This window comes from Peribacillus simplex, assembly GCF_001578185.1.
Classification (GTDB): Bacteria; Bacillota; Bacilli; order Bacillales; family DSM-1321; genus Peribacillus; species Peribacillus simplex_A.
The window spans coordinates 3636243-3660369 of record NZ_CP011008.1; the positions used below are offsets into that span (position 1 = coordinate 3636243).

The 24127-nt window shown below is 42.6% G+C and carries 23 protein-coding genes; 3 read left to right on the top strand and 20 right to left on the bottom strand.

The features are described 5' to 3' along the window. Positions 1-2 precede the first annotated feature (2 nt). On the top strand, positions 3-530 hold the full coding sequence (locus tag UP17_RS16970) for a hypothetical protein (protein WP_061464149.1): 528 nt from the start codon (positions 3-5) through the stop codon (positions 528-530). Positions 531-1470: 940 nt separating this feature from the next. Here the strand turns inward: UP17_RS16970 and udk are convergent. The 19 genes from udk to cymR all read right to left on the bottom strand — a co-directional run bounded on the left by udk (position 1471) and on the right by cymR (position 20540). Continuing rightward, positions 1471-2106 carry a uridine kinase gene (gene udk / locus UP17_RS16975; RefSeq protein WP_061464150.1) on the bottom strand — a complete coding sequence of 212 codons (636 nt, stop codon included), beginning with the start codon at positions 2104-2106 and terminating at the stop codon, positions 1471-1473. Position 2107: 1 nt separating this feature from the next. Continuing rightward, the gene (locus UP17_RS16980; RefSeq protein WP_061464151.1) at positions 2108-3379 is read right to left on the bottom strand and encodes a peptidase U32 family protein; all 1272 of its coding nucleotides are present in this window, start codon (positions 3377-3379) and stop codon (positions 2108-2110) included. A 32-nt stretch (positions 3380-3411) separates the two neighbouring features. After that, entirely contained in the window at positions 3412-4341 is a 930-nt protein-coding gene (locus UP17_RS16985) for a peptidase U32 family protein (protein ID WP_061464152.1), read from the bottom strand. Next, the gene (locus UP17_RS16990; protein WP_081108864.1) at positions 4328-4993 is read right to left on the bottom strand and encodes an O-methyltransferase; all 666 of its coding nucleotides are present in this window, start codon (positions 4991-4993) and stop codon (positions 4328-4330) included. The genes UP17_RS16985 and UP17_RS16990 overlap by 14 nt, the downstream gene beginning before the upstream one ends. 284 nt (positions 4994-5277) lie before the next feature. Further along, positions 5278-6414 carry an endolytic transglycosylase MltG gene (gene mltG / locus UP17_RS17000; protein WP_061464155.1) on the bottom strand — a complete coding sequence of 379 codons (1137 nt, stop codon included), beginning with the start codon at positions 6412-6414 and terminating at the stop codon, positions 5278-5280. Between the two features lie 548 nt (positions 6415-6962). After that, positions 6963-7253, bottom strand: coding sequence for a DUF1292 domain-containing protein (locus UP17_RS17005; RefSeq protein WP_034308630.1), 291 nt, complete (start codon positions 7251-7253; stop codon positions 6963-6965). Between the two features lie 12 nt (positions 7254-7265). Further along, entirely contained in the window at positions 7266-7691 is a 426-nt protein-coding gene (ruvX, locus tag UP17_RS17010) for a Holliday junction resolvase RuvX (protein WP_061464156.1), read from the bottom strand. Beyond that, a complete protein-coding gene (locus tag UP17_RS17015; RefSeq protein ID WP_034311358.1) occupies positions 7691-7960 on the bottom strand; it encodes an IreB family regulatory phosphoprotein in 270 nt (89 codons plus the stop codon). The genes ruvX and UP17_RS17015 overlap by 1 nt, the downstream gene beginning before the upstream one ends. A gap of 66 nt (positions 7961-8026) precedes the next feature. Beyond that, on the bottom strand, positions 8027-10663 hold the full coding sequence (alaS, locus tag UP17_RS17020) for an alanine--tRNA ligase (RefSeq protein WP_061464157.1): 2637 nt from the start codon (positions 10661-10663) through the stop codon (positions 8027-8029). Between the two features lie 308 nt (positions 10664-10971). Beyond that, complete coding sequence (locus tag UP17_RS17025) at positions 10972-12048, bottom strand: AI-2E family transporter (RefSeq protein WP_061464158.1); 1077 nt, start codon at positions 12046-12048, stop codon at positions 10972-10974. A gap of 227 nt (positions 12049-12275) precedes the next feature. Beyond that, a complete protein-coding gene (locus tag UP17_RS17030) occupies positions 12276-12464 on the bottom strand; it encodes a hypothetical protein (protein WP_089361771.1) in 189 nt (62 codons plus the stop codon). A gap of 16 nt (positions 12465-12480) precedes the next feature. Continuing rightward, positions 12481-12939, bottom strand: coding sequence for a PRC-barrel domain-containing protein (locus UP17_RS17035; RefSeq protein ID WP_061464159.1), 459 nt, complete (start codon positions 12937-12939; stop codon positions 12481-12483). Positions 12940-13082: 143 nt separating this feature from the next. After that, positions 13083-13853, bottom strand: a complete 771-nt coding sequence (locus tag UP17_RS17040; RefSeq protein ID WP_061464160.1) for a TPM domain-containing protein — start codon at positions 13851-13853, stop codon at positions 13083-13085. Next, positions 13853-14419 (bottom strand): LemA family protein, encoded by a 567-nt coding sequence (locus UP17_RS17045; protein ID WP_061464161.1) that lies wholly within the window; start codon positions 14417-14419, stop codon positions 13853-13855. Before UP17_RS17045 ends, UP17_RS17040 begins: the two co-directional genes overlap by 1 nt. A 115-nt stretch (positions 14420-14534) precedes the next feature. Beyond that, positions 14535-16943 carry an SF1B family DNA helicase RecD2 gene (gene recD2, locus UP17_RS17050; RefSeq protein WP_061464162.1) on the bottom strand — a complete coding sequence of 803 codons (2409 nt, stop codon included), beginning with the start codon at positions 16941-16943 and terminating at the stop codon, positions 14535-14537. Positions 16944-16979: 36 nt separating this feature from the next. Then, positions 16980-17645, bottom strand: coding sequence for a tetratricopeptide repeat protein (locus UP17_RS17055; protein WP_061466152.1), 666 nt, complete (start codon positions 17643-17645; stop codon positions 16980-16982). A 124-nt stretch (positions 17646-17769) separates the two neighbouring features. Then, positions 17770-18885, bottom strand: a complete 1116-nt coding sequence (gene mnmA / locus UP17_RS17060) for a tRNA 2-thiouridine(34) synthase MnmA (protein WP_061464163.1) — start codon at positions 18883-18885, stop codon at positions 17770-17772. Positions 18886-18914: 29 nt separating this feature from the next. Next, on the bottom strand, positions 18915-20060 hold the full coding sequence (locus UP17_RS17065) for a cysteine desulfurase family protein (protein WP_061464164.1): 1146 nt from the start codon (positions 20058-20060) through the stop codon (positions 18915-18917). A 60-nt stretch (positions 20061-20120) separates the two neighbouring features. Next, a complete protein-coding gene (gene cymR / locus UP17_RS17070) occupies positions 20121-20540 on the bottom strand; it encodes a cysteine metabolism transcriptional regulator CymR (protein ID WP_061464165.1) in 420 nt (139 codons plus the stop codon). Positions 20541-20893: 353 nt separating this feature from the next. On the opposite strand from cymR, the gene UP17_RS17075 reads away from it, so the two are divergent. Both UP17_RS17075 and UP17_RS17080 read left to right on the top strand, forming a co-directional pair. Next, positions 20894-21874, top strand: coding sequence for a nuclease-related domain-containing protein (locus UP17_RS17075; protein WP_061464166.1), 981 nt, complete (start codon positions 20894-20896; stop codon positions 21872-21874). Positions 21875-22061: 187 nt separating this feature from the next. Next, positions 22062-23333, top strand: a complete 1272-nt coding sequence (locus tag UP17_RS17080; protein WP_061464167.1) for a replication-associated recombination protein A — start codon at positions 22062-22064, stop codon at positions 23331-23333. Positions 23334-23362: 29 nt separating this feature from the next. Here UP17_RS17080 and UP17_RS17085 read toward each other — a convergent pair whose 3' ends face one another. Next, positions 23363-24010, bottom strand: a complete 648-nt coding sequence (locus UP17_RS17085; RefSeq protein ID WP_061464168.1) for a hypothetical protein — start codon at positions 24008-24010, stop codon at positions 23363-23365. Between the last annotated feature and the right edge of the window lie 117 nt (positions 24011-24127).

Consider the following 24127-nt stretch of genomic DNA (forward strand, 5'->3'; position numbering starts at 1 on the left):
CTTTGGACCAAAGACCTGAGGAAAATAATATATTGTATTCCTTACCTGTTCATGCTGGGGATAAGATTAGTTTTTTTGGTTCGATGATTGTAAACATAGGAAACATTCTCACTATTTTGGGAATTGCATTAGAGGCCCAAGAAGTTACGCAAATTGAAGAAGAAGTTGAAGAAGTTGAAGAAGTTGAAGAAGGAGTAACTGACAACTCAAAAAATACATCAAAATCAAAATCAGAAGCAGAATCTGAGTCTAATGCTGGATTTATATTAGCATTGGTCGGAGCTATAATCGTTACCATTGGAGATTTGGTTGAATCAGGAGGTGTTGCACTTGAAATTGAACAATCCACTTTATTAGAGAAACAAGCAGAAAAAGAAGCAAAGGAACAAAGTAGAAAAGTAAGAAAAATGGAAAAACAGATCAATTCATTACAGCAGGATATGGAGTCTTTAATTTCAATTACCGAATCCCTAAAAAGAGAAGTGATTTTCTTACAAAACTACGTTTATCCCAATTTTCATCAACAGTAAATCTTGCCTGTATAATCATATTAAAGTCTATGTTGGAGGCAATAATATAACGACATTTCGCAAATTGAATAGGGAGGTTGTTTACACTAGGAGGCACTGCTTTATTCCATATTGGTTCATTTATTGCAGTGGGAGCAACCTTTCAATCATATAATAAACTTATAAACTGAGCAGATACCTGTTTTTAATGAATAATTTCCCAATTACTATTCATTTATTCTCCTTTCAAAAAGAAATTCACCTTTCAATCCTTGAACACGAATTAAGAAAAGCTCCCCTCCGGTCTTGTACTATCCTCGAATAATGGACACGTAAAAAAAGTCCCCTTATTATTCGGGTTTTTTCTATATCCTTATAAGAAAGCCTTTATAAACAAAATCCAGAAGTAAGTAAATTTAATTAATGTAATGAAGATATTCGAAGGGACCCCTCGTCGATTAATCCACAATATAAGCATAAAAGTGATCAATAAAAGAGTAGGAAATGTTCAGTTGAAAAATTAAATAGTGGAGGCAAAATTACCAAGAGAGAAATACATTTAAACTGGAGAAGGTAATATAGGATGAAAAATGGAAATGTTTATAAGGATTTTAATTTTATCTTTTCCGATAAACCGGACAAACCTGACCCAGCTCGAATTTCGGGTATCAACTAAATACTATTTAAAAAAGCAGGAGTTCCAAAAATCACTCCACACGGCCTCAGGCACACTCATACGGCCTTATTATTAGAAAACGAAGAAACAGTTCCAGGAATACAATTAAGGGTCGGACACCATCTATAAAAGCTACATTAAACGTATACACTCATATAAGTAAAGATAAATAAACAAATAAAATCAATTATGCAAGTTAATGATTTTGCAGCCCACATCCTTTACTTGGTGGGCAAAGAGTGGGCTGCTATTCAATTTTCAGGTATTATTTTTGTTAAAACGTTGTTACAGCAATGATGTTTCAAGTATGTCCCTTATTTTTGTCACCATAAGGTCAATCGCCACATGGTTTTGACCGCCTTCTGGAATGATGATATCGGCATAACGCTTCGTCGGTTCTATGAACTGATTATGCATCGGGCGAACGACACTGATGTATTGATCGATGACGGAATCTATGGAACGGCCGCGTTCTTTAATATCACGGGTCATCCGACGGAGTATCCGCAAGTCTGCGTCAGTATCAACATACAGTTTCATATCCATCAGATCCCGGAGGCGCTCATCCTCCAGCACAAGAATCCCTTCAAGGATGATGACATCCTGGGGCTCAACTGTGATGACTTCTTCTGAACGTGTATGGATCGAATAATCATAAACTGGTTTTTCTATCGTTTCATAGCGCAGCAATGCGTTAATGTGATCGATTAACAAATCATTATCAAATGCCAGAGGGTGATCATAATTCGTTTTCAACCGTTCTTCAAAAGGCAAATGACTTTGATCTTTATAGTAATAATCTTGTTCGATCATCAAGATCGAATGTCCTTGAAAGAATTCAAAAATGGAACGGGTAACACTTGTTTTACCTGATCCTGACCCTCCGGTAACTCCGATGACCACTGGTTTTTTCCTTGTCATGTCAATTCTCCTTCCGCATCATATTGTTCACATATACTCGATTATCTACTTGAATGCGGACAATTTGAAGCGGATGGCGAGCTGCCTCCAGCTCCTTACCTGACTCATCCCAGATCGTACCGATTTTTTGAGTGAAGTTTTCGATTTCCGGTCCAAAAAACTCCACTTCATCTCCAGGCTTGAAGAAGTTACGTTGCTGCATGGTGGCGATTTGAGTTTCCTCGTTATATTCAAGCACCAATCCCGCGAAGTCGAAGCGAGTCTTTACGGTATGATTCCCGAACATTTGCTGTTTATACCCAGGAATTTCCCCTTCCATGAACGAAGATGCCGTCTCACGGTTCGCACACTTATCAAGCTCCTCGAGCCATTCTTTTTTAATCTTGAAATTGTCCGGATCGGCACAATACGCATCAATCACTTTACGATAGACACTGACAACTGTAGCAATATAATGAATGGACTTCATTCTTCCTTCGACTTTCAAGCTATCAATGCCAATTTCAATCATGCCTGGCAAGGATTCAATAAGCTTCAGGTCTTTTGGACTCATTGCGAATGGAGCATCTTCTTTATCGAATAGAGCCTTTTCCCCATCTTGATCCAACTCATATAAATCGTAATCCCAACGGCATGACTGACAGCAGCCGCCACGGTTCGAATCACGCGCCGTCATATGGTTCGAAAGGGTGCAGCGTCCAGAATAGGCAATGCACATGGCCCCGTGAACGAAAGCCTCGATTTCGATATCGACCTTCTCCTTCATTTCACGGATTTCATCAGCACTCGTCTCACGTGCCAAAACAACCCGCTCCAGGCCTTCCTCTTTCCAGTACTGAACAGCCTTCCAGTTCGACAGCGATTGCTGTGTGCTTAAATGGATTTCTACGTTAGGAGCGACCCGTTTACAAGTTTCGATGATTAATGGATCGGCGACGATGATTCCATGAACACCAGCCTCCTGAAGACCTTCCAGGTATTCATCAAGACCATCGATATTTTCATTATGTGCAAAGATATTTGTTGTTACATATACTTTAGCACCATACTTTTTAGCGAATTCGACGCCTTCCTTCATTTCCTCAAACGTGAAGTTGCCTGCATTGGAACGAAGACCATATTCCTGCCCGCCAATGAATACGGCATCCGCGCCGTAATGGACGGCGATTTTTAATTTTTCCAGGTTGCCAGCCGGAGCCAGCAATTCCGGTTTTTTTACAATGACTCTCTTTCCATCAACGATCTTGGAAATTTTATCAGCAATAGCATTCAAGGCTATTCCTCCTCTTTCTCTTACCCTTTTCTTTAATAAACCGATTCTTTAAAGAAGAATCCTGTATCCAACTCACGACTATCCGGCTGAACCGCTTTGACCTTTTCAAATAGTTCCGATTTCATATCATCATAACGGTCAGGGTCATCTGCACATACGTCAATCGCTTCCCGATATAACTTTGTCATCTCGATGATATATCCCGGTGTTTGTAATAACCCTTCGATTTTCAAGGAATCAATTTCCGCTTCAATCAATTCCTGAAGTTCATCAATCATGCACATATCATTCGGACTCATGATATGTGTACCATTTTCATCTTCATAAATCGGGTATTTATTTTCACGTTCCTTATCATGCAAGAACATATTTCGATGTTCCTTCCGATTTTCCACTTCCAATGCCTTGCCTTGATATTCAAAGTAATTCCCCAGAAGCGTACGCTTGGATTGGAACATACACGTCATGCCGTGCACTTGCACTTCAATCTCCACTTCGGCATTTTCCTTCATTTCCACTATCTCGTCCAGGCTTATTTCACGGGCAGCCACGGCACGGACAGCACCGCGTTTTCCCCAATAATTACATGTGTACCAGTTCGTTACCGTCATCTCTGTATTCCAGTGCAGGGGCATATCAGGTGCCGCTGCACGGACAGCCATTAAGACTGCCGGATCACCGAATATGATCCGGTCAGCACCAGTCTCTTTAAGGAATGTGACATACTCTTCAAGCTCGTCCACTTTTTCATTATGGAAAATGGCGTTCATTGACACGTACACTTTCTTGCCTGCGGCATGTGCAAGCTCAATCGCCTTCTTGACATCCTCACGTTTGAACTCCCCTGCCAGCCTAAGGGCATAACGTTGTTCGCCAATGACGAAGGCGTCTGCTCCTGCATCGATGAGTTCTGTTATATGACTGACACTTGTTGGAGTCACGAGTAATTCAGGTTTTTTCATTTTTGTCACCTCTATGTTTACTTATGGCCACACCATCACCAATCGGCAAAATTACGGTATCGAAATGAGGATGGTCATGTAACCAGATGTTAAAGTCTCTGATTTTTTTGATGAGAGCTCGCTTTCGTCTCGTCATTTCCATTTCTTCAATATTTTCGGCAACCAATCCTTTAAATAAAACATTATCCGTAATGATAATGCCAGCATCTGCAAGCATTGGTTCAAATAGTTCAAAGAATCGCTTGTACTGCCCTTTAGCTGCATCAACGAAGATGATATCAAACGGACCATGTTCCATGACTTTCGGTCCCGCTTCAAGGGCATCACCTTCAATGAGGGTAATCCTTTTGGACAGTCCAGCCTTCTCGAAGTTTGTTCTTGCCTGCTCAATACGGGCTTCATTTCGTTCAAGTGTAACGATTTGAGCCTCCGGAAGGGTCTCAGCCATCCTTATGGCCGAATAGCCAATGGCCGAACCTACCTCCAGAATCGCCTTAGGCTGATGAAGCCTTAAAATCTGAAGCAGCACCTCAATACCCTCCGGCTCCATGATCGGCACACTATTTTCCATTGCAAAATCTTCCAACTCCTTAATCAAACCCGTACGCTCCGGAATTAAGGAATGAAGATATTGTTCTATTTTTCCGTTCAAAACGTTTCCTCCAATTATAAGAAAAACGAAAGCGCTTGGTCAGTACATGAAGAAATTGATCGGTCAAAAAAGATTTCATCTTCAAATGCCTACAATTTTTCACAAGGAGCTGAAACAAGTATGCTTGACGATCTACATTTCCTTATCTTTCAAAATAAAACCCGGCATTCGCCGAGTTACGTCACCGATAAAAATCGGATCTAAAATTCACTTGTACTATTCTATCATAAAAACAAGGGGAAAGTAATATCTCTCCCCCCTCAGTCGCTTTGCAATTTTTTTATTTATTTATTGGAAATATGCTCTGCCTTTTTGTTATTATGGTCATCCAAAGTTTTGGAGTAAAGGACTTCCCCTTCAGGTGTTGCCAAAAAGTATAGGAAATCCGTTTTCTGAGGTTTCAAAACCGCATCAATCGAGGTCTTTCCGGCATTGGCAATCGGTCCTGGCGGCAGCCCCTTGTTCTTATACGTATTATACGGGGACTTCACCTCAAGGTCTTTGTAGTACACCTTACTCTTATGTGAACCTTTTGCATACAGAACGGTCGGATCCGTTTGAAGCGGCATACCTTCCTTCATCCGATTATAAAAGACGGAAGCTATCTTTCCACGATCAACTTTTGCCGTAGCTTCTTCTTCGACAAGCGAAGCGAAAGTCAGCATCTGGTGTACGGAATAATCGCTTTTGTCCATCTGGGGCTCGTATGCCTGCAATGTCTCTTCCGTTTTCTTCAGCATCTCAGTGACTATGGTTTCCAATGTCGGCTTTTTCTCATAAAAGTCATATGTAGCTGGGAAAAGGTACCCTTCAAGCGGATATAAAATCTTTTTATTTTCAATTTCCGACGTCAAGAGCTCCGGAAATTTCTTTTGCATGGACTTAACGAATTTCTTATCATTCAATTCCTTAAAGACCTTTTTCGGATCTTCATCCGTCTTCACCGCAATGATATCGGCAATCTGGATAAGCTGCTTTCCTTCAGGAATCGTTATCTTCAATGCAGCTTCTTTCATGAGTTTCCCGGTTTTGATGCTTGTGACAATATCTTCAATTGGCATGGAAGGTGACAATTTATACTCACCTGCCTGAAAACCGGATTCATTCCGAAATTTAATATAATATTTGAATACCCGTGCGTCCTTGATTATTCCCTGCTCTTCAAGCAGTGTTGAAATTCCGTTCACGGAAGATCCGATTGGGATTTTCACTTTTTTGATGGTGTCATCATCAGGATCGACTGGTTTCATGGCTGAGTTGATATATAAAAAGCCCACAAGACCAACTATCCCAATTAATAAAATAAGCGAAGCTATAGTAATCATGATGATTTTACGTACCAGCTTGGCTTCTCCTTGCCGTTCTAACAATTTCATTTGGATATGTTCCTTTTTAGATAGATTTTTATCTTTTTCATCCATTTTCATTCCCCCTGCAAACTCACACCAACTACAGAATGGTTTCTAGGTGATGCTTTCTTTAATTAAACTTTGCTTCGAACATTATACTAAAATCAACAAATAATTACATGGTTTTTGCAAAACTACATTCATTATTACTCTATTTATGGCAAAAATGCACTAGTTTTGTCAATATACAGATGTAATTCACTAGGAAAATGGTGACATCTTTTCTCTTTAGCTTAAAAACGCCCTCAATTTTTTCCCCTTGCATGTGTAAGGAATTTCAAGCAATGACTGGAATACGCATGAAGGAATGCTATTATTAATTATAAGCTGAAGAAAGGTGTGAAGGAGTTGGATAATTCTTATTTTGTAGGGTGGGGGACATTGGCACTCATAAACGCCGGACTTGCTCAAGGTAAAAATAGAACAGCGTTGAATTGGTTCTTGCTATCATTATTTTTGGGTCCGCTCGCTACTTTTATTCTTTTATTCGTAGAGAAAAGATAAATTGCTGGTACATAAATGAAAAAAACCGACCTGATCGAGGTCGGTTTTTTCTAATCTTATTCTTCTTCAGCTTCTTCTTGGTCAAGGAATGTATTTAACATTTCTTCGACCAGATCCCATTCTTCTTCGGTTTCGATCGGTGTAAGTTCACCATCTTTATTATCTTCGCTTGGTACGAATGATGAAGCGTGGATTTCAATTTCTTCCTCTTCATCTTCTGCAGACATCGGATAATAAAGTACATAAGATTTGTTGAATTTATCTGAGTCGAATGTGAAAAGGATTTCGCAAAGCTGCTCGTTTCCGTTTTCATCTACTACTGTAATGTTGTTTTCGCCGTGTTCCATTTGTATTCCACCTCATATTGAATTTGTTTGTCTGTCCAAGAAACCTTGCAGAATCATGACAGCTGCCATTTTATCAATGACTTTCTTGCGTTTGCTTCGGCTCACGTCCGCCTCAAGAAGGACACGTTCAGCCGCCATAGTTGTCAACCGTTCATCCCAGAGAAACACAGGCAGCTTGAATTTTTTTTCTAATCGTTTGGCGAAATCTTGACTGATCTCGCCTCGCGGTCCAACGGTTCCATTCATATTTTTAGGTAAACCTAGGACAATTTTAGAAATTTCATGCTCTTTTATTATTTCATTGAGACGTTTAAAGCCGAAGTCATTACCAGCTTCGTTAATTTTGATCGTTTCCAATCCTTGTGCAGTCCACCCCATCGCGTCACTCACGGCAACGCCGATGGTTTTTGAACCTAAATCAAGTCCCATTGTGCGCATTAGTATTCCTCTCGATGGTTCTTAAGATACGACTTAACCAATTCTTCGATGATTTCATCGCGTTCAAGCTTACGAATAATGTTTCGAGCATCCATATGGCGCGGGATATAGGCCGGGTCACCAGATAATAGATAACCGACAATCTGGTTGATCGGGTTATAACCTTTTTCCTGAAGTGCAACATACACTTGAGACAATACTTCTTGTACATCTCTTTCGAATGGTTCTTCGGGAAAATTAAATTTCATCGTTTTATCAAAGGAACTCATTAACATGCACCTCTCCTCAGCGTCCAGAATCCACTAATATCTACATTGTACAACACTTTCCATTGATTATGAAATCGATAAGACCCATTCTTCAACAAAATTAAGTGCTGCATCCAATTTTTCTGGGTCTTTTCCGCCGGCTTGGGCCATATCTGGACGTCCGCCACCGCCTCCGCCGCAACGTGAAGCAACTTCTTTGATCAATTTACCAGCATGGAAACCGCGATCGATATAATCCTTCGTAACTCCGGCAATCAAATTGACTTTATCACCTTGAGCCGATCCTAATACGATAATGACAGAATCGAGCTTTTGTTTCAAATCATCCGCCATGGCACGAAGATTATTCATGTCGGTAGCTTGAACCTTCGCCACCAATACTTGAACCCCATTTATGTCTTTTACGTTAGAGACAAGGCTTCCTGCTTCAATATTACTTAATTTTGCAGTAAGGCTTTCATTCTCACGATGAAGATCCTTCACTTCAGCCAATACCGTTTCAATTCTTGAAGGTACATCTTTTAAGTTCGTTTTCAATTTAGCAGCCGCGTCTTTCAAGACACCAATTTGATCAGTCATCAATTTGTATGCTCCTGCACCCGTTACCGCTTCTATCCGGCGAGTTCCCGCACCGATTCCGCTTTCTGAAACGATTTTGAACAAGCCGATTACCGCGGTATTCGGGACGTGAACGCCACCGCAAAGTTCAAGACTATAATCGCCTATTTGCACGACACGGACAATCTTGCCGTATTTTTCGCCGAACAGGGCCATTGCGCCCATCGCCTTGGCTTCTTCAATGTTTTTATAATCAGTGTTCACTTGAAGGCTTTGCCAAATCTTTTCATTTACAATCGTTTCGATCCGCTCAATCTCTTCCGCCGTTATCTGGCCAAAATGAGAGAAATCGAAGCGAAGGCGCTCAGCTTGTACGAGTGAACCTGCCTGATTGACATGTGTACCTAGCACATCTTTCAACGCCTGATGCAGAAGATGTGTCGCTGTATGATTTTTCGTGATATGGATGCGATTTTCATGATTTACCGAAGCAACGATTTCGGAACCTGACATTAAAGTGCCGGCAGCTACAGTTACACGGTGCAGATTTTGGCCATTTGGAGCTTTTTGAACATCATGGACATCCAACTTAACGGATTCATTAGCCATCGTTCCTTTATCAGCTATTTGACCCCCGCTTTCCGCGTAGAAAGGAGTCTTGTTCAGTATTACCTGAACTTCCTCACCTTCTTGTGCCTCCGTTACAAGCTCGCCATTTTTAATGATGGCAGAAACTTTGGCTTCGACCGCAACTTGATCATAGCCGACAAACTCACTTTCAACTTTAATATCTCCTAATACCCCGCCTTGGATTTGCATGGAATCAACATCTTGACGCGCTGAACGGGCACGTTCGCGCTGTGCATCCATTTCTTTTTCAAATCCAGCTTGATCGACCGTCATGCCTTCTTCTTCTGCATATTCCTCCGTTAACTCGATCGGGAAACCATATGTGTCATATAAACGGAATGCATCACTGCCCGGAATGGTCGTACCGCCTTTTTCCTTTTCCTTTTTTATGACTTCAGAAAGGATGGACAGTCCATCATTTAGAGTTTCATGGAAGCGTTCCTCTTCATTCTTGATAACTTTTGCAATGAACTCTTTATTCTTGAGGACTTCAGGGTAGAAGTCTTTCATGATTTCGCCAACGACCGTCACAAGCTCGAACATGAATGGACGATTGATGTTGATTTGCTTAGCATAACGAACCGCTCTGCGAAGCAAACGGCGTAATACATAACCGCGTCCTTCGTTGGATGGAAGAGCCCCGTCACCTACCGCAAAGGCTACCGTACGAATATGGTCGGCAATGACTTTGAATGCAACATCTTTTTCTGCATCGACACCATATTTCACATCGGAGATTTCTTCGACTGCCCGGATGATTGGCATGAATAAATCCGTATCATAGTTCGTCGCCACATCTTGAACGACGGAAGCCATACGTTCAAGTCCCATGCCCGTATCGATATTTTTCTTTGGAAGAGGTGTGTAAGAGCCGTCAGGATTATGGTTGAATTGAGAAAACACAAGATTCCAGACTTCTAGATGACGTTCATTTTCCCCGCCTGGATATAGTTCCGGGTCATTCGGATCATCGCCGTATGCTGGTCCGCGGTCATAGAAAATCTCTGTATTCGGGCCACTTGGACCCTCACCGATATCCCAGAAGTTTTCTTCCAGACGAATGATTCTTTCAGCAGGAACACCGATTTTTTTATTCCAGAGTTCGAATGCTTCATCATCTTCTGGATGGATTGTCACAGCCAATTTCTCTTTGTCGAACCCAATCCATTTTTCATCCGTCAAAAACTCCCATGCCCATGTGATGGCTTCTTCTTTGAAGTATTCACCAATGGAAAAGTTACCGAGCATTTCGAAAAACGTATGATGACGTGCAGTTTTCCCCACGTTTTCAATATCGTTTGTACGGATTGCCTTCTGTGCATTTGTAATCCTTGGATTTTCAGGAATCACCCGTCCATCAAAATATTTCTTTAAAGTAGCGACACCTGAATTTATCCAAAGCAGTGATGGATCTTCATGGGGAACCAATGACGCACTTGGTTCGATGTTATGGCCTTTTTCACTAAAAAAATCTAAATACATTTGGCGGATTTGAGCACCAGTTAAATACTTCATATATATATCCTCCTTTTAAAATTATGTAATTTTGAGCACACAAAAAACTCCCATCCCAAAAACAGGGACGAGAGTTGACTCGCGGTACCACCCTGATTATGGACGCAGGGAAATCCCATGTCCATCACCTTCATAAAAGCCTTAACGCGGCATGACGGCAGGTATTAGCTGCTCTCAGGACTAGCTTTCTGCTGCTCTTCACCTTGCAGTCCCTTTCAGCCTAGGGGACCCCTCTCTTTTAGATGGACTTCAGCATACTTCATCCTTCAACGAATTATCTTATGTAATGGATTATATTCACAAGACTTTTATTTGTCAACAAGGGACGGCTTCTTTCTAAAGTGAACGCGGGCGTGCAGAACAAAAACTTTCAACACTGCCAAAATGGGAATCGAAAGGACCATGCCCGCGATCCCGCCTATTTCCCCACCGGCCAATAATGCAAGCATGATGAACAGCGGATGCATATGGAGGCTTTTACCGACTATTAGCGGCGACAAGATATTCCCCTCAAGGAATTGGAGTGCAAGCACGATGACCGCAATGATCAATACCATTTTCACTGAAATTGTCGCGGCGATAATCACTGCAGGAATGGCCCCGATTATGGGACCGAAATAGGGAATGACATTCGTTATCCCGATTATCGCCCCCAAAAGCAGCGGATATTGCATTCCGACTACCCAGAAAAGCAGCGAGGAAATTAAACCGATCACGGCACAGACGATGATTTGACCGCGGATATAGCCTCCAAGTGACGCATCCACATCACGAACGAATGCCCGTCCCTGCTTTCGCCATTTTTTCGGTGTCATATACCATGCCATTTTTTTTAATGCTGTGAAATCTTTCAGGATATAAAAAGCAATGAATGGAATCAACGCAATCAGTAAGATGAAATCAATCATCTTCATTGCATACTCCATTGCCTTTTCGGGCATACGCTTCAGCCAGGCTTCAAAAAGGATGACACCTTCTTCGAATCTTTCATGAATTCCGAACGGCCAGGCCGCCGTTTGATGATTAAGTTTATCTATCCGGCTCCTGTACTGTTCAACCAGTTCCGGTACGCTTTCCGAGAGCTCTCGAACCTGACTGACCATTACAGGAATGCCTTTATAAACCGCAAAACCAGCCCCTCCGAAAAACAGCAAATAGATGATCGTAATCGAAAGCCAGCGACGCATCCCTTTCTCATTTAAATATTCCACTACCGGGTGCAGCAAATAACTGATGAACGCACCAACCAAAAAAGGCAGCAGTACCGTCACACAAACAGTAACGACAGGTCCCCACATGGGCTTAAGTTTCATAAAAATATAGATAACGAAAAATAAGAGCAATAAAAAACCCAGGCGATAAAACCACTTTAAACGAATACTCATAATTAAACACCTCCCGCTCATTTATTCTTCGAAAGGCGGAAGGTTTTCATACATAAAAAAGAGTGCCCTCATTATCAGGACACCCATTCAGATTATAATAATGATTTTAATCTTTTGCGTATTTTCTTCATATTCCGTTTGATCATCTTCGAGTTCATCAAGTCCGAACCCATATTCATTAGATTATTGCGTGAACGTCTAGCCATTGCAAACACCTCTTCCGTTAATTACATACTGAAGCGGCGGTCATTTTCATCAAACAAGTCGTCCAAAGAGCTTAAACTTCCATCTTCCTCGACCTGGTGCGTATTAATGATCCCTTCGGATAAGGTCATTTCAATAAAGCAATTCCAACAATAATATTGATTAACGCCAATCTTCCCAACATCTTTACTGCGGCAATTCGGACATTTCATTTCCAAAATGGACACCTCACTGTTCATAAACTGAAACAATGATGGTATCCTTCCCAAATGCAGGCGGCTGTTTTGATTCTATCACTGTCGACTCCGAGAAAAACCCATCCGTTGTTTCATACGCTATAATCGTGCCCATTTTTTCCCTGAAATATACATCCTGCAGTAAACCAAGCTCCTCACCCATTTCTGAAAAAAGCATGCGTCCCAATAATTCATCCTTCGTTAAGCACATGGAATCCGCAGGCACTTTCCCTAGGGCTGAATCCTGATGGACGATGAAGATCCCATCTGGACCGAAAGAAGATATTTCGTCCAGTTTTAAATGAAAAGCTCTTTTGAACAATGCCTGTTGATGAATGACCAAGCCTGTTACCTGACCCGATTCAGATATCGATAAATCGTGGACCGTGCCGATTCTTTCTCCTTTGGTTGTAAAAATCGGCATCCCTTTCAATAAAGAAAACGTCCGCAAGGTCATCCCGCCTTTCCGAACATTTTTATTATCTCTTTCATCATGAAAATAGATGTGCTGAAAGGTTTTCCATTGTTGCTCGACCTTACCGATATCCAGTGAGCGGGCATAAAAAAAAGACCGGTTTCCCGGTCAGATCCACCTTACCATCCTCTGCTGGAACCGCCGCCGCCGGAACTTCCGCCGCCGCCGTCCCGTGGACCGCTGCCGCCTCCACGGCCACCGCCACCTCCGCGACTGATGAACATCAAGAGGATATTGAGTAATATTTGAAGGAAAAACCCTTTAAAGAACTTGGCATCGATGATGAATACGATGATGACAACGATGATAATGAGAAAAATCTGTAAACCTGATGGCCGAAAAGTTTCTGACTCGGGCTGAACGGATAGATCTTGATGAAACTCGTCACCTAAGTTATATTCTTTCGTGACATCGTTATATACGGCCTTATAGGTTTCAGTCAGGGCAAGGTCGGAATTACCCGCCTTCAGCTCGGGGATAGCCACATTGTCCAAAATCTGTCCCGATCTTATGTCGGTAATGGCACCTTCCAAACCGTACCCCACTTCAATACGGATTTTCCGTTCTTTCTTGGCCAGAACGATGAGTACTCCATTGTTCAGTTTTGCATCACCAAGCTTGAATGACCTAAATGCCTGTACCGAGTACTCTTCAATCTCAGATCCTTCCAACGAATCCACCGTCAAAACGGAAATTTGTGCTTTTGTGGCATCATCCAACCGTTTCCCAAGCTCGATGAGTTCGGATTTTTCCTGATCATCCAGGACTCCGGCAAAGTCCTGGACATATATATCCCCAACTGGTTCAGGAATTTTAGGTTGTGCTGCGACTACGTTTGCTAAACTGAACGTGAGAATGAAAAATAGCGCAAACACAGCGAGTCTTTTCATTATTTATCGCTCCCGAAATCAACCTTTGGCGTTTCTTTTTCTTGATCGGTCACTTCAAAATATGGTTTGGCATCGAACCCGAACGCGCCTGCCATCATATTCTTTGGAAAACGTTTAATCGTCTTATTATAGTTGGTAACTTCATCATTATAGTCTTTCCGTGCTACCGACAAGCGATTTTCCGTCCCCTCCAAACTATCCATGAGACCCTTGAAGTTTTCATTGGCCTTTAGATCCGGATAGTTCTCGACAACCACCAAAAGACGGCTTAAAGCCCCGCTCAATTCTTGGTTCGCATCAATAGCATCTTTAGTCGAATTGGCACCTGCCAACTTCGAGCGTGCATCACTCACCGCTTTAATGGCTTCCGTTTCATGCGAAGCATAACCCTTCACCGTTTCGACAAGATTCGGAATCAAATCCGCTCTTCGTTTCAATTGGTTATCCACCTGTGACCACTTATTGTCTACGTCTTCATTTGCGCTTACAAGACCGTTGTAAGAAGATGCCCCATAAATGACAAGTAAAACGACAACGACTATTCCGATTATCCAACCTTTTTTCATCTAAATCCCCCCTGCTCTTTCACATTCATATAAGTTATATTCTATATTAGTTCCACCAAAACTATGAATTTCAAACAAAATTTATCAAAATGAAGAACCAAACATTGATCATCAGCTACATAAAATCATAAGGCGTGACATCCTCCATCCCGATCATCGGGTCAGCATTCGTGAAGATTTCAAGATAACTTGCCTCACGCTCTTGCACCTCTCCCTTTTCCACCGGAATATCTTCTTCACTCAAAATCTCCCGCAGCTTTTCACGCAAAGTCGTTTTCCGGCGCATCTCATCATTACGCTCAATCCCTAGACGGAATGCATCTTCTTCACCGCAAAGGATCAAGAAATTTTTACTGCGGGTAATCGCCGTATACAATAAATTACGGCGGAGCATCCGATAATAACTTCTCACTACAGGTAAAATGACAATGGGAAACTCGCTTCCCTGCGACTTATGGATAGAGCAGCAATACGCATGTGTAATCTGGTTCAAGTCCTGTTTCGTGTATGTCACTTCGATTCCCTCGAACGATATGATTACTTTATCGACATGATCGGTATTTTCCTTAGCGAACAATATGGACACGATTTCACCCATATCGCCGTTAAAGACACCCTCCTCTGGCTGGTTCACCAGTTGAAGCACCTTATCTCCCGTTCTGTATATCACGTCTCCGAATTTAATTTCCCGCCGCTTTTCATCCGCATTGCTATTGAACACTTCCTGAAGCATTTTATTCAGTGCATCAATCCCGGCAGGCCCTCTATACATGGGAGCCAGCACCTGTATATCCCTGGCCGTGAAACCCTTCGTCCTCGCATTCGCAACCACTTTTTCGATTACTTGAGCGATTTGCCCGGTCTGGCAGCGAATGAACGATCGATCTTCTTGCTGCTTCGTCACATCATCCGGAAGCTTTCCTTTTTTGATACCATGGGCTAATTCAATGATCGATGAGCCATCAGCTTGACGATAAATATGTTCCAGACTGACAGTAGGCACACAATTCGACGCAAGCAAATCCTTTAAAACCTGCCCAGGGCCAACCGATGGCAGTTGATCTTCATCACCTACCAATATCACTTGGACATTTTCCGGCAAAGCCTTAAACAATTGATTGGCCAGCCATGTATCCACCATGGAAACCTCATCGATAATCACGATCCGGCCATCCAACTGATTATCCTCATCATGGGAAAAGCCTTCACTCCCGTTCCACCCCAGCAAACGGTGGATCGTAACAGCGGGGAGTCCAGTCGATTCGGCCATTCGTTTCGCTGCACGGCCAGTAGGAGCCGCAAGAACGAATGGAAATGGATCGCTTCCCTCTTTTTTATAATCATTAATGTCCATGGATACACCATGCAGCTCTGCATATAGCTCAACAATCCCTTTGATTACCGTCGTCTTCCCAGTACCGGGTCCCCCCGTCAAGATCAACATGGGCGACTGCAGGGCTGTTTGTATCGCCTCTTTTTGAGCTGAGGCATAAGAAACATTTAGACGCTCTTCCAGCTTCCCAAGGGCCAGTAAAAATTCCGATTCCGGGAACTGGTCTTCATACTCGGTTTGTGCGAGCAGCCGCTTGATGTTCGTAACAATTCCCTTTTCAGAATAGTAAAGTGAAGGCGGATAAATTCGTTGATCCTCGACAACGATTTTTCTCTCTTCCGTCAATTCGATTATTTCCGAGGAAATGTTCGTGAACTCTATGCGATCCCGTTTATTTTCCTCAAGCAATCGTTTGACCGCTTCCAAAAGCTGCTCGGCTTCTATGTAGATATTTCCATCCTGAAGGCATTGTGATTCAAGTGTATACAAGCACGCAGCCTTGATTCGGTCGGGATGGCTGCCGGAAATGCCAAGCTGATGCCCAAGCTCATCCGCCCGTCCAAAACCGATCCCTTCAATATCCTCTACGAGCTTATATGGATTTCCCTGAACCATCGTGATCGTATCCTGTTTATACAATTGATAAATCTTCATCGACAGCTGCGGACCGAAGCCATATTGATTCAGGGCGATCATTACCTGCTCCAGACCTTGATGCTCGACTAATGTATCATAGAGGCCCTTTGCCTTTTCCCCGGATAGCTTCGGGATATCATCAAGTAACGAAGGCTGAGCCAGAATTTTGGAAATTGCCTTTTCCCCTAGTGTATCAACAATGCTCTCGGCTGTTTTTTTCCCAATGCCTTTGAACAGGTCACCGGATAAATAACTGACGATGCCTTCTTTTGATTGGGGCAAATCCTTGCGAAAATGCTCTACATGAAATTGAAGGCCAAAACGCGGATGTTCCTTCATCGCCCCATAAAAAATATAGATCTCATCCTCATGCATCCTTGGAAAGTAACCTGTCACGACAGCTTCCTTCTCTTCATAATTCAGATTCGTTTCATGCACACGAATTCTTACAACCGAGTACATATTTTCTTCATTATGAAAGATCGTCACTAAATGACTTCCTTTCATGAACATTTTCTCTTCTGAAAACAAATCCAATGAATCTTGCTGGCTCAACGCTTCTCCCCACCTTTCCATGCATATGCAGTCTATTTACTCAGCATTCATTTCTTCCATCAGTTTCTTACCGTGTGCAGCAAGCATATGGTCAGGCTGTGCTTCCAAAGCTTTATCAAAATAAGCCATCGCCGCCTGCGCATCCTCACGATACCCGGCAAACGCAACACCTAAATTATAATAAGCATCGGCATGGCCTGGATCCTGTTCCACGACTAAATTCAGTTGATTGATCAATTCATCATATAATTCCGCATTGGCAAGACATAGCGCATATTGGAATCTCGCATCAACGTCCTCAGGGCTCAGCTCCACCGTTCTCTGTAAATAAGGCATCGCCAATTTAGGTTGATCTAACGCCATCAATGTCAATCCAAGCATAAAGTAAGCATCGCTGTTCTCCAGTCCCAAACGAATAGCCTTTTCAAACATATCCTTCGCTTCGATTAATTTAGTATCGGTTTCATAGTATAAGTTTCCTAATGAATAGTAAGCCGCCGCTGCATTTTCATCCAGCTCAATCGCCTTTTTGTAAAACTTGACCGCTTTATCCGTTTCACCCACGGCAGTCAGTACATTCCCAAAGTTTATGTAGGCAACAGGCTCATTCGGATTTTCCTCGATCGCCTCATTAAAAACTTTCGCCGCTTCTTCGTATTTTCCTTGCTGCATAAACTCAATTCCTTGTTGATTCTTATCCATGATCATTTCACACTCCATTTTTCATATTAAAAAGTATAGCATAAGCCATCGGTCGAATTCAGACAGCACACCCTTAATCCAAAAGAAGTCCCCAACCGCAAACACAGCTGGGGACATGCTTATTTTACCCTACGTAAGTCAGTTTTTCACCTTTTTTAAATACTTCATCAATCGTACCGCCACCCAGGCACACTTCTCCATCATAGAATACGACTGCCTGTCCAGGTGTGATCGCGCGGACTGGCTCGTCAAAGATGACTTCGACATCACCATTTTCCAGAACCTTCACCTTAACACCGCTATCCTCTTGACGGTACCTGAACTTTGCCGTACATGTAAATTCACCAGCAGGTATATGTTCCGCTACCCAGCTGACATTCACTGCACGAAGGGAATTGGAATACAGCACATCATTATCAAAGCCTTGACACACATATAACAGATTGCGCTTCAAGTCTTTTCCCGCAACAAACCAAGGTTCGCCGCTGCCGCCAATCCCTAGACCGTGACGCTGACCGATCGTGTAATACATCAATCCGTCATGCTTGCCCATGACCTTTCCATCCATCGTGACCATATCACCGGGCTGTGCTGGTAGGTAATTGCTTAAAAACTCTTTGAAATTGCGTTCACCGATAAAACAGATGCCTGTTGAATCTTTTTTCGCTGCCGTAGCAAGACCCGCTTCTTTCGCAATCTCTCGGACTTCCTTCTTATCAATGTGCCCAAGCGGAAACATGACTTTTTCCAATTGTTCTTGAGTAAGCTGGTTCAAGAAGTAGGTTTGATCCTTATTATTATCAATACCGCGAAGCATCTTGTATTCGCCATCCCGGTATTCAACCTGTGCGTAATGGCCTGTAGCCACATAATCGGCACCAAGGCTTACCGCATGCTCTAAAAATGCCTTGAATTTGATTTCCTTATTGCACATTACATCCGGATTCGGGGTGCGGCCCGCTTTATACTCATCCAAAAAATAAGTGAATACTTTATCCCAATATTGCTTTTCGAAATTGACCGCGTAATAAGGGATGCCGATTTGATTACAAACGGCAATTACATCATTGTAATCTTCCGTTGCCGTACAGACTCCGTTTTCATCTGTATCATCCCAGTTCTTCATGAATATCCCGACCACATCATAGCCTTGATTCTTCAATAGCAGGGCTGACACAGAAGAATCCACGCCTCCTGACATACCCACGACGACGCGTGTATCTTGTGGTGCTTTATTCATTCTGTCACCTCATTTATTTAAAGAAGGAATTATCTTCCAACTAATCTTTTAACGATTTTCACGGTGGTTTCAGCTGCATGCCTGACTTCCTCTTCCGTGTTGTTCAAACCGAAGCTGAAACGAATCGAATTCTTCGTCCTCTCCGAATCTTTCCCGAACATCGCCACAAGCACATGCGACGGATCGATTGACCCTGCTGTACAAGCGGATCCGCTCGATACCGCAACACCTGCCAAGTCCATATTAACGAGCATCGATTCCACATTCGTACCCGGGAAACTAATATTCAGCACATGTGGCAGCGACTGTTCCATTGATCCGTTAATTTCATATTGTACATCCGCCCCATCAAGGACGGCAAGCAATACGTCTTTATATTGCTTGTATTGCTCCGTTTTCTTTTCCATCATGCTTTGTGCAATTAAAACAGCTTCTGAAAAACCGGCAATGGCCGGCACACTCTCCGTACCCGCTCGGCGTTTGCGTTCTTGTTCCCCGCCATATAAATGCGGATTCAGCTTCAAGCCTTCACGTATATATAGAAAGCCGATTCCTTTGGGACCGTTGATTTTATGCGCTGTTACACTCAGCAAATCCACACCCAATTCACGAACATCTATGGAGATCAAACCATATGCCTGAACGGCGTCCGTGTGGAAAATGGCTTGATGACCTTTGAGCAATTGTCCAATTTCAGCAATCGGCTGGATCGTTCCGACCTCGTTATTGCCGAACATGACCGAAACCAAAATCGTATCGTCCCGCAATGCCGCCTTTAAATCGGCAATGGAAATAAGCCCCGCTTCATTCACAGGTAAATATGTGATTTCAAAGCCAGACTTCTCAAGGAATTGGCATGTATGCAAAACCGCATGATGCTCGATCTCCGTCGTTATGATGTGCTTTCCTTTTTCTTCATAAGCATTCGCAACACCAATGATCGCCGTATTATCCGCCTCGGTTCCGCCGCTCGTGAAAATGATTTCATTCCGCCCGGCACCGATGCTTTTTGCAATACTCGAACGCGCCTCATCTAAAACATGGCGAGCCTCCCGCCCGAAAGCATGAATGCTCGACGGATTACCAAAGTCATGGCTCATGACTGTCATCATTCTATCGATCACATTCGGATGCATCGGTGAAGTCGCAGCATGATCTAAATATATTCTGTCCACTTTATTGTCGCCTCCATTAAAAAACGCAAGCGCCCACATAATAGGCGCATTGCTGATCACTTAAATATAGTACATATAAGAGTTGATTTCACCCGTTTCCTTATAGTTCGCCAAATCCATAAGCGTCGTATTATCCAATACATCCTTCACAGCATCGCGGATCCGGATCCAAAGCTGGCGCTTCACCGGCTCTTCATCCTCAATTCCTTCAACAGGGGTAATCGGCCCTTCCAATACGCGAATGACATCACCCGAAGTAATCTCCTGAGGATCTTTAGACAAGACATATCCGCCATACGCACCACGGACACTCTTCACCAACCCTGCATTACGTAGCGGCGCAATCAGCTGCTCCAAATAATGCTCCGACAGATTATGCGTCTGGGCAATCGATTTCAAACTTTTCGGGCCTTCTCCATAGTGTTTAGCAAGCTCGATCATAATCGTTAAACCATAACGGCCTTTAGTAGATATCTTCATACATATACACCTCAAATTATTTATCCGTTTCTAAATTCTTTTGAAATTATAGCATATTCCCGCCAGAAATGCATTCAACCTCCCTTCATTTGTCAAATTATCCTAATAGGAGAGGTAGGGAATATATTGTTAAAGACGGATTATCCAGTGCCAAGGACGAATTATTATCCATCAAGGACGAATTGTCTTACGCCAAGGACGAATTATCCCGCATTTTGGCCGAATTAACTTCTTTGTAAGACAACTTACATTTTTCAAATGAAAGTTCTGTTCTTTGACACATTTACTTTTACTAAAAATACAGGAAACCTATCATTAATAGAGAATATTTCTATTATTAAGGAGTGGTTACTATGATGATAAAAGAATGTGAGATACCTTTAAAAGTACATATGATAGAAGCTCTAATGAGACGCTTACCACCTGATCATGCTAAGCAACCGATATTAAACTCAGACATCAAAAAAATCAAAGCTGGATATAGTGGGGAATATAGAGTCATATCCTCTCTAAATGCCCTTCCTGAAAAAGAGTATCTAGTTTTTCATGACCTCCGTCTAATTGGATCACCCTTCCCCTTCCAAATCGACATCCTCATTCTCACTTCTTATTTTCTATTAATTATTGAAGTGAAAAACATGGCTGGTGAAATCTATTTCGACAACACATTCAATCAACTTATCCGCACAAATCCAGATGGAAAAACAGAAGCTTTTGATGATCCAATTCTGCAAGTGAACCGGCAGCGCCAACAGCTAGTTGAATGGTTGAAATTTAAAAAAATCATCAATCTCCCAGTAGAAACAATAGTCGTCAGCGCCAATTCATCAACGATAATACGAGCTGAGAACAGAGATATTCATAGAAAAGTGATACGTAAAGATAGTATTCTTATAAAAATTGCAGAATGCAAAGAAAAATATAAAAAGAAAATCCTTTCAACTAAAAATATGAAAAGAATATCTACTATATTGCTCGACGAACATACACCTTATATTCCAAATATTTTGGAAAGTTATGGAATCCCCCTTACCACCCTTCAAACCGGAGTATACTGCCATAAATGTTATGCATTTTCTATGGAGAGACGATTAAGAAAGTGGATTTGCCGTACATGCTTGCATTCTTCCCATGATGCCCACATCTCCGCTCTTCAGGATTATGTATTCCTCGTTAAACCTACCATTACCAACAGCGAATTCCGGCAATTCCTCCAACTCAAATCTCCATCAAGTGCAAAAAAGTTATTAACTTCATTAAAATTACATCATTCCGGCAACACCAAAGGAAGAGTTTACTTTTTACGTTCGATTATTGAGGATAGGACGAATTAATTGGTGTGAAGGACGAATTATTTGATGTGTAGGACGAATTATTTCGTATGAAGGACGAATTATTTTCCTGTAGGACGAATTAGCTGCCTGAAGTGCGCATTAAATACTAATTCAACTGCATCACAGCATAATCAGCGCATTTTCCCCATAAGTTGTGATACCTTTATATTAAAAGGAGAGGTGCGCAATGAATATTAAACCGCTTGCTTTCCGGATGCGGCCTCGATCGATTGATGAGATCATCGGGCAGGAGCATCTGGTCGGTGAAGGGAAAATTATCGCAAGGATGGTGAAGGCCAAGCAGCTTTCTTCCATGATTCTGTATGGTCCTCCGGGAATTGGCAAGACATCGATTGCAAGTGCGATTGCCGGAAGCACGAAGTTTGCTTTCCGGACGCTGAATGCGGTGACCAATAATAAAAAGGATATGGAAATCGTGGCAGCCGAGGCTAAGATGTCCGGTAAAGTGATTCTGCTGCTTGATGAGGTTCATCGACTCGATAAGGCAAAACAGGATTTTCTATTGCCATACCTTGAAAACGGGATGATTACCTTGATCGGTGCAACGACCAGCAACCCCTATCATGCAATCAATCCGGCTATCCGAAGCCGGTGTCAGATTTTCGAGCTCAAATCCTTGGAAACCAATGATATAACTACAGCTCTGGAACGGGCACTTCATGATGAAGAGCGGGGGCTTGGTGCGTATGAAACGGATGTCAGCCTTGATGCCCTTACCCATTTCGCGACTGCTTCAAACGGAGATGTCCGCAGTGCCCTTAACGCTCTTGAGCTCGCCGTCATTTCCACTGAACCCGATGAGTCCGGAACGATTCATATAGATCTGCAAATTGCCGAAGAATGCATGCAGAAAAAAAGCTTCTCACATGACAAGGATGGAGATGCCCATTATGATGTTCTGTCGGCTTTCCAAAAATCAATTCGCGGAAGTGATGTGAATGCAGCCCTTCATTATTTGGGGCGCTTGGTCGAAGCCGGCGATCTTGTCAGCATTGCCCGCCGCATGGTGGTCATTGCCTACGAAGATATAGGTCTTGCCAATCCTCAGGCTGGTCCTAGGGCCCTTGCTGCAGTCGAAGCCGCTGAACGGCTCGGTTTTCCTGAAGCCCGGATTCCACTTGCCAACTCAGTGGTCGAGTTATGCCTATCACCTAAATCGAACACGGCCATTGTCGCAATTGATGCAGCGCTTTCCGATATTCGCAGCGGCCATAGCGGAGATGTACCGGACCATCTTAAGGATGCCCATTACAAAGGAGCCACAGATCTCGGACGCGGCATCGGTTACCTTTATCCGCATGACTACGAGAATGGCTGGGTGAAGCAGCAATACTTACCGGATAAACTGCGCAGCAAAAAATATTACAAACCGAAAAAGAGCGGGAAATTTGAACAAGCCCTGGCATCGGTCTATGAAAATATCGAGAAAAAGAAATAACTCCGGATCGCTTTATACCCGGAGTTTTTTTATTGTGGGAAATGAAAGCTTTTGACATGTCTCAAATTGACAAAGACCGCCTCCCCATGAGCATTCACCATCTCAATGATGCCATCTTTCACCGTACTGAGCTTACCAATATTCTTCGGATGCATCCCTAAGTCGAGCACCACCAATTTATTGGTCAGCTTTTTCATCTGTTCCTCCAATGTCCTGGCCCAGCTTAAAGATGAGACCTGTGCCAGTTGCTCTGATTTATTCAAACCGTAAGGGCCTTTATCATCATTTGAAACCGAAAGCCACTTCAAATGATCCATCGAGATGAACATCGTTTTAAATACAGGCGAATAAAAGACGAAATAGTTATTCATGATTCCCACGATATAGCCATGAACCGAGTATTTTTTCGTGAGCAGGATTTCAACGAACCTCCCCTTCGCATTCATCAACAATTTTCGGAACGATGTCTCTTCGATTTCAGGCTCTCCTCCCGACCCAAACTCCTCTTCGATTATTGGAAAGGAAAAATTCTTAATGTGCCTGAATGAAATGTAACGGTACACTTTTCCAGTATACAAGACGATGATGTCCGAGCTTGCTTCAATTAAAATCCCCGCTTCATGTATATTCCCTGCGAGCTCAAGTTCTATATACTGACCTATATGTTTTGATAACAAGCGTTGCTTCCTCCTTTCTATTGAAATCAATCAAACCAAACAGTATGCTTTGTTCCAACATGAAACCAGGTTACCTGTCATTAGAATGGTTGCTTGGCCATTTTTTTGTCAGTTCCA

What these genes read in the sequence shown, in the direction of transcription:
- udk (WP_061464150.1), bottom strand. Translation starts at nt 2,106, where the DNA reads ATGACAAGGAAAAAACCAGTGGTCATCGGAGTTACCGGAGGGTCAGGA.
- UP17_RS16985 (WP_061464152.1), bottom strand. Translation starts at nt 4,341, where the DNA reads ATGAAAAAACCTGAATTACTCGTGACTCCAACAAGTGTCAGTCATATA.
- mltG (WP_061464155.1), bottom strand. Translation starts at nt 6,414, where the DNA reads ATGGATGAAAAAGATAAAAATCTATCTAAAAAGGAACATATCCAAATG.
- UP17_RS17005 (WP_034308630.1), bottom strand. Translation starts at nt 7,253, where the DNA reads ATGGAACACGGCGAAAACAACATTACAGTAGTAGATGAAAACGGAAAC.
- ruvX (WP_061464156.1), bottom strand. Translation starts at nt 7,691, where the DNA reads ATGCGCACAATGGGACTTGATTTAGGTTCAAAAACCATCGGCGTTGCC.
- UP17_RS17015 (WP_034311358.1), bottom strand. Translation starts at nt 7,960, where the DNA reads ATGAGTTCCTTTGATAAAACGATGAAATTTAATTTTCCCGAAGAACCA.
- alaS (WP_061464157.1), bottom strand. Translation starts at nt 10,663, where the DNA reads ATGAAGTATTTAACTGGTGCTCAAATCCGCCAAATGTATTTAGATTTT.
- UP17_RS17025 (WP_061464158.1), bottom strand. Translation starts at nt 12,048, where the DNA reads ATGAGTATTCGTTTAAAGTGGTTTTATCGCCTGGGTTTTTTATTGCTC.
- UP17_RS17030 (WP_089361771.1), bottom strand. Translation starts at nt 12,464, where the DNA reads ATGAAATGTCCGAATTGCCGCAGTAAAGATGTTGGGAAGATTGGCGTT.
- UP17_RS17040 (WP_061464160.1), bottom strand. Translation starts at nt 13,853, where the DNA reads ATGAAAAGACTCGCTGTGTTTGCGCTATTTTTCATTCTCACGTTCAGT.
- UP17_RS17045 (WP_061464161.1), bottom strand. Translation starts at nt 14,419, where the DNA reads ATGAAAAAAGGTTGGATAATCGGAATAGTCGTTGTCGTTTTACTTGTC.
- UP17_RS17055 (WP_061466152.1), bottom strand. Translation starts at nt 17,645, where the DNA reads ATGGATAAGAATCAACAAGGAATTGAGTTTATGCAGCAAGGAAAATAC.
- mnmA (WP_061464163.1), bottom strand. Translation starts at nt 18,885, where the DNA reads ATGAATAAAGCACCACAAGATACACGCGTCGTCGTGGGTATGTCAGGA.
- cymR (WP_061464165.1), bottom strand. Translation starts at nt 20,540, where the DNA reads ATGAAGATATCTACTAAAGGCCGTTATGGTTTAACGATTATGATCGAG.
- UP17_RS17075 (WP_061464166.1), top strand. Translation starts at nt 20,894, where the DNA reads ATGATGATAAAAGAATGTGAGATACCTTTAAAAGTACATATGATAGAA.
- UP17_RS17080 (WP_061464167.1), top strand. Translation starts at nt 22,062, where the DNA reads ATGAATATTAAACCGCTTGCTTTCCGGATGCGGCCTCGATCGATTGAT.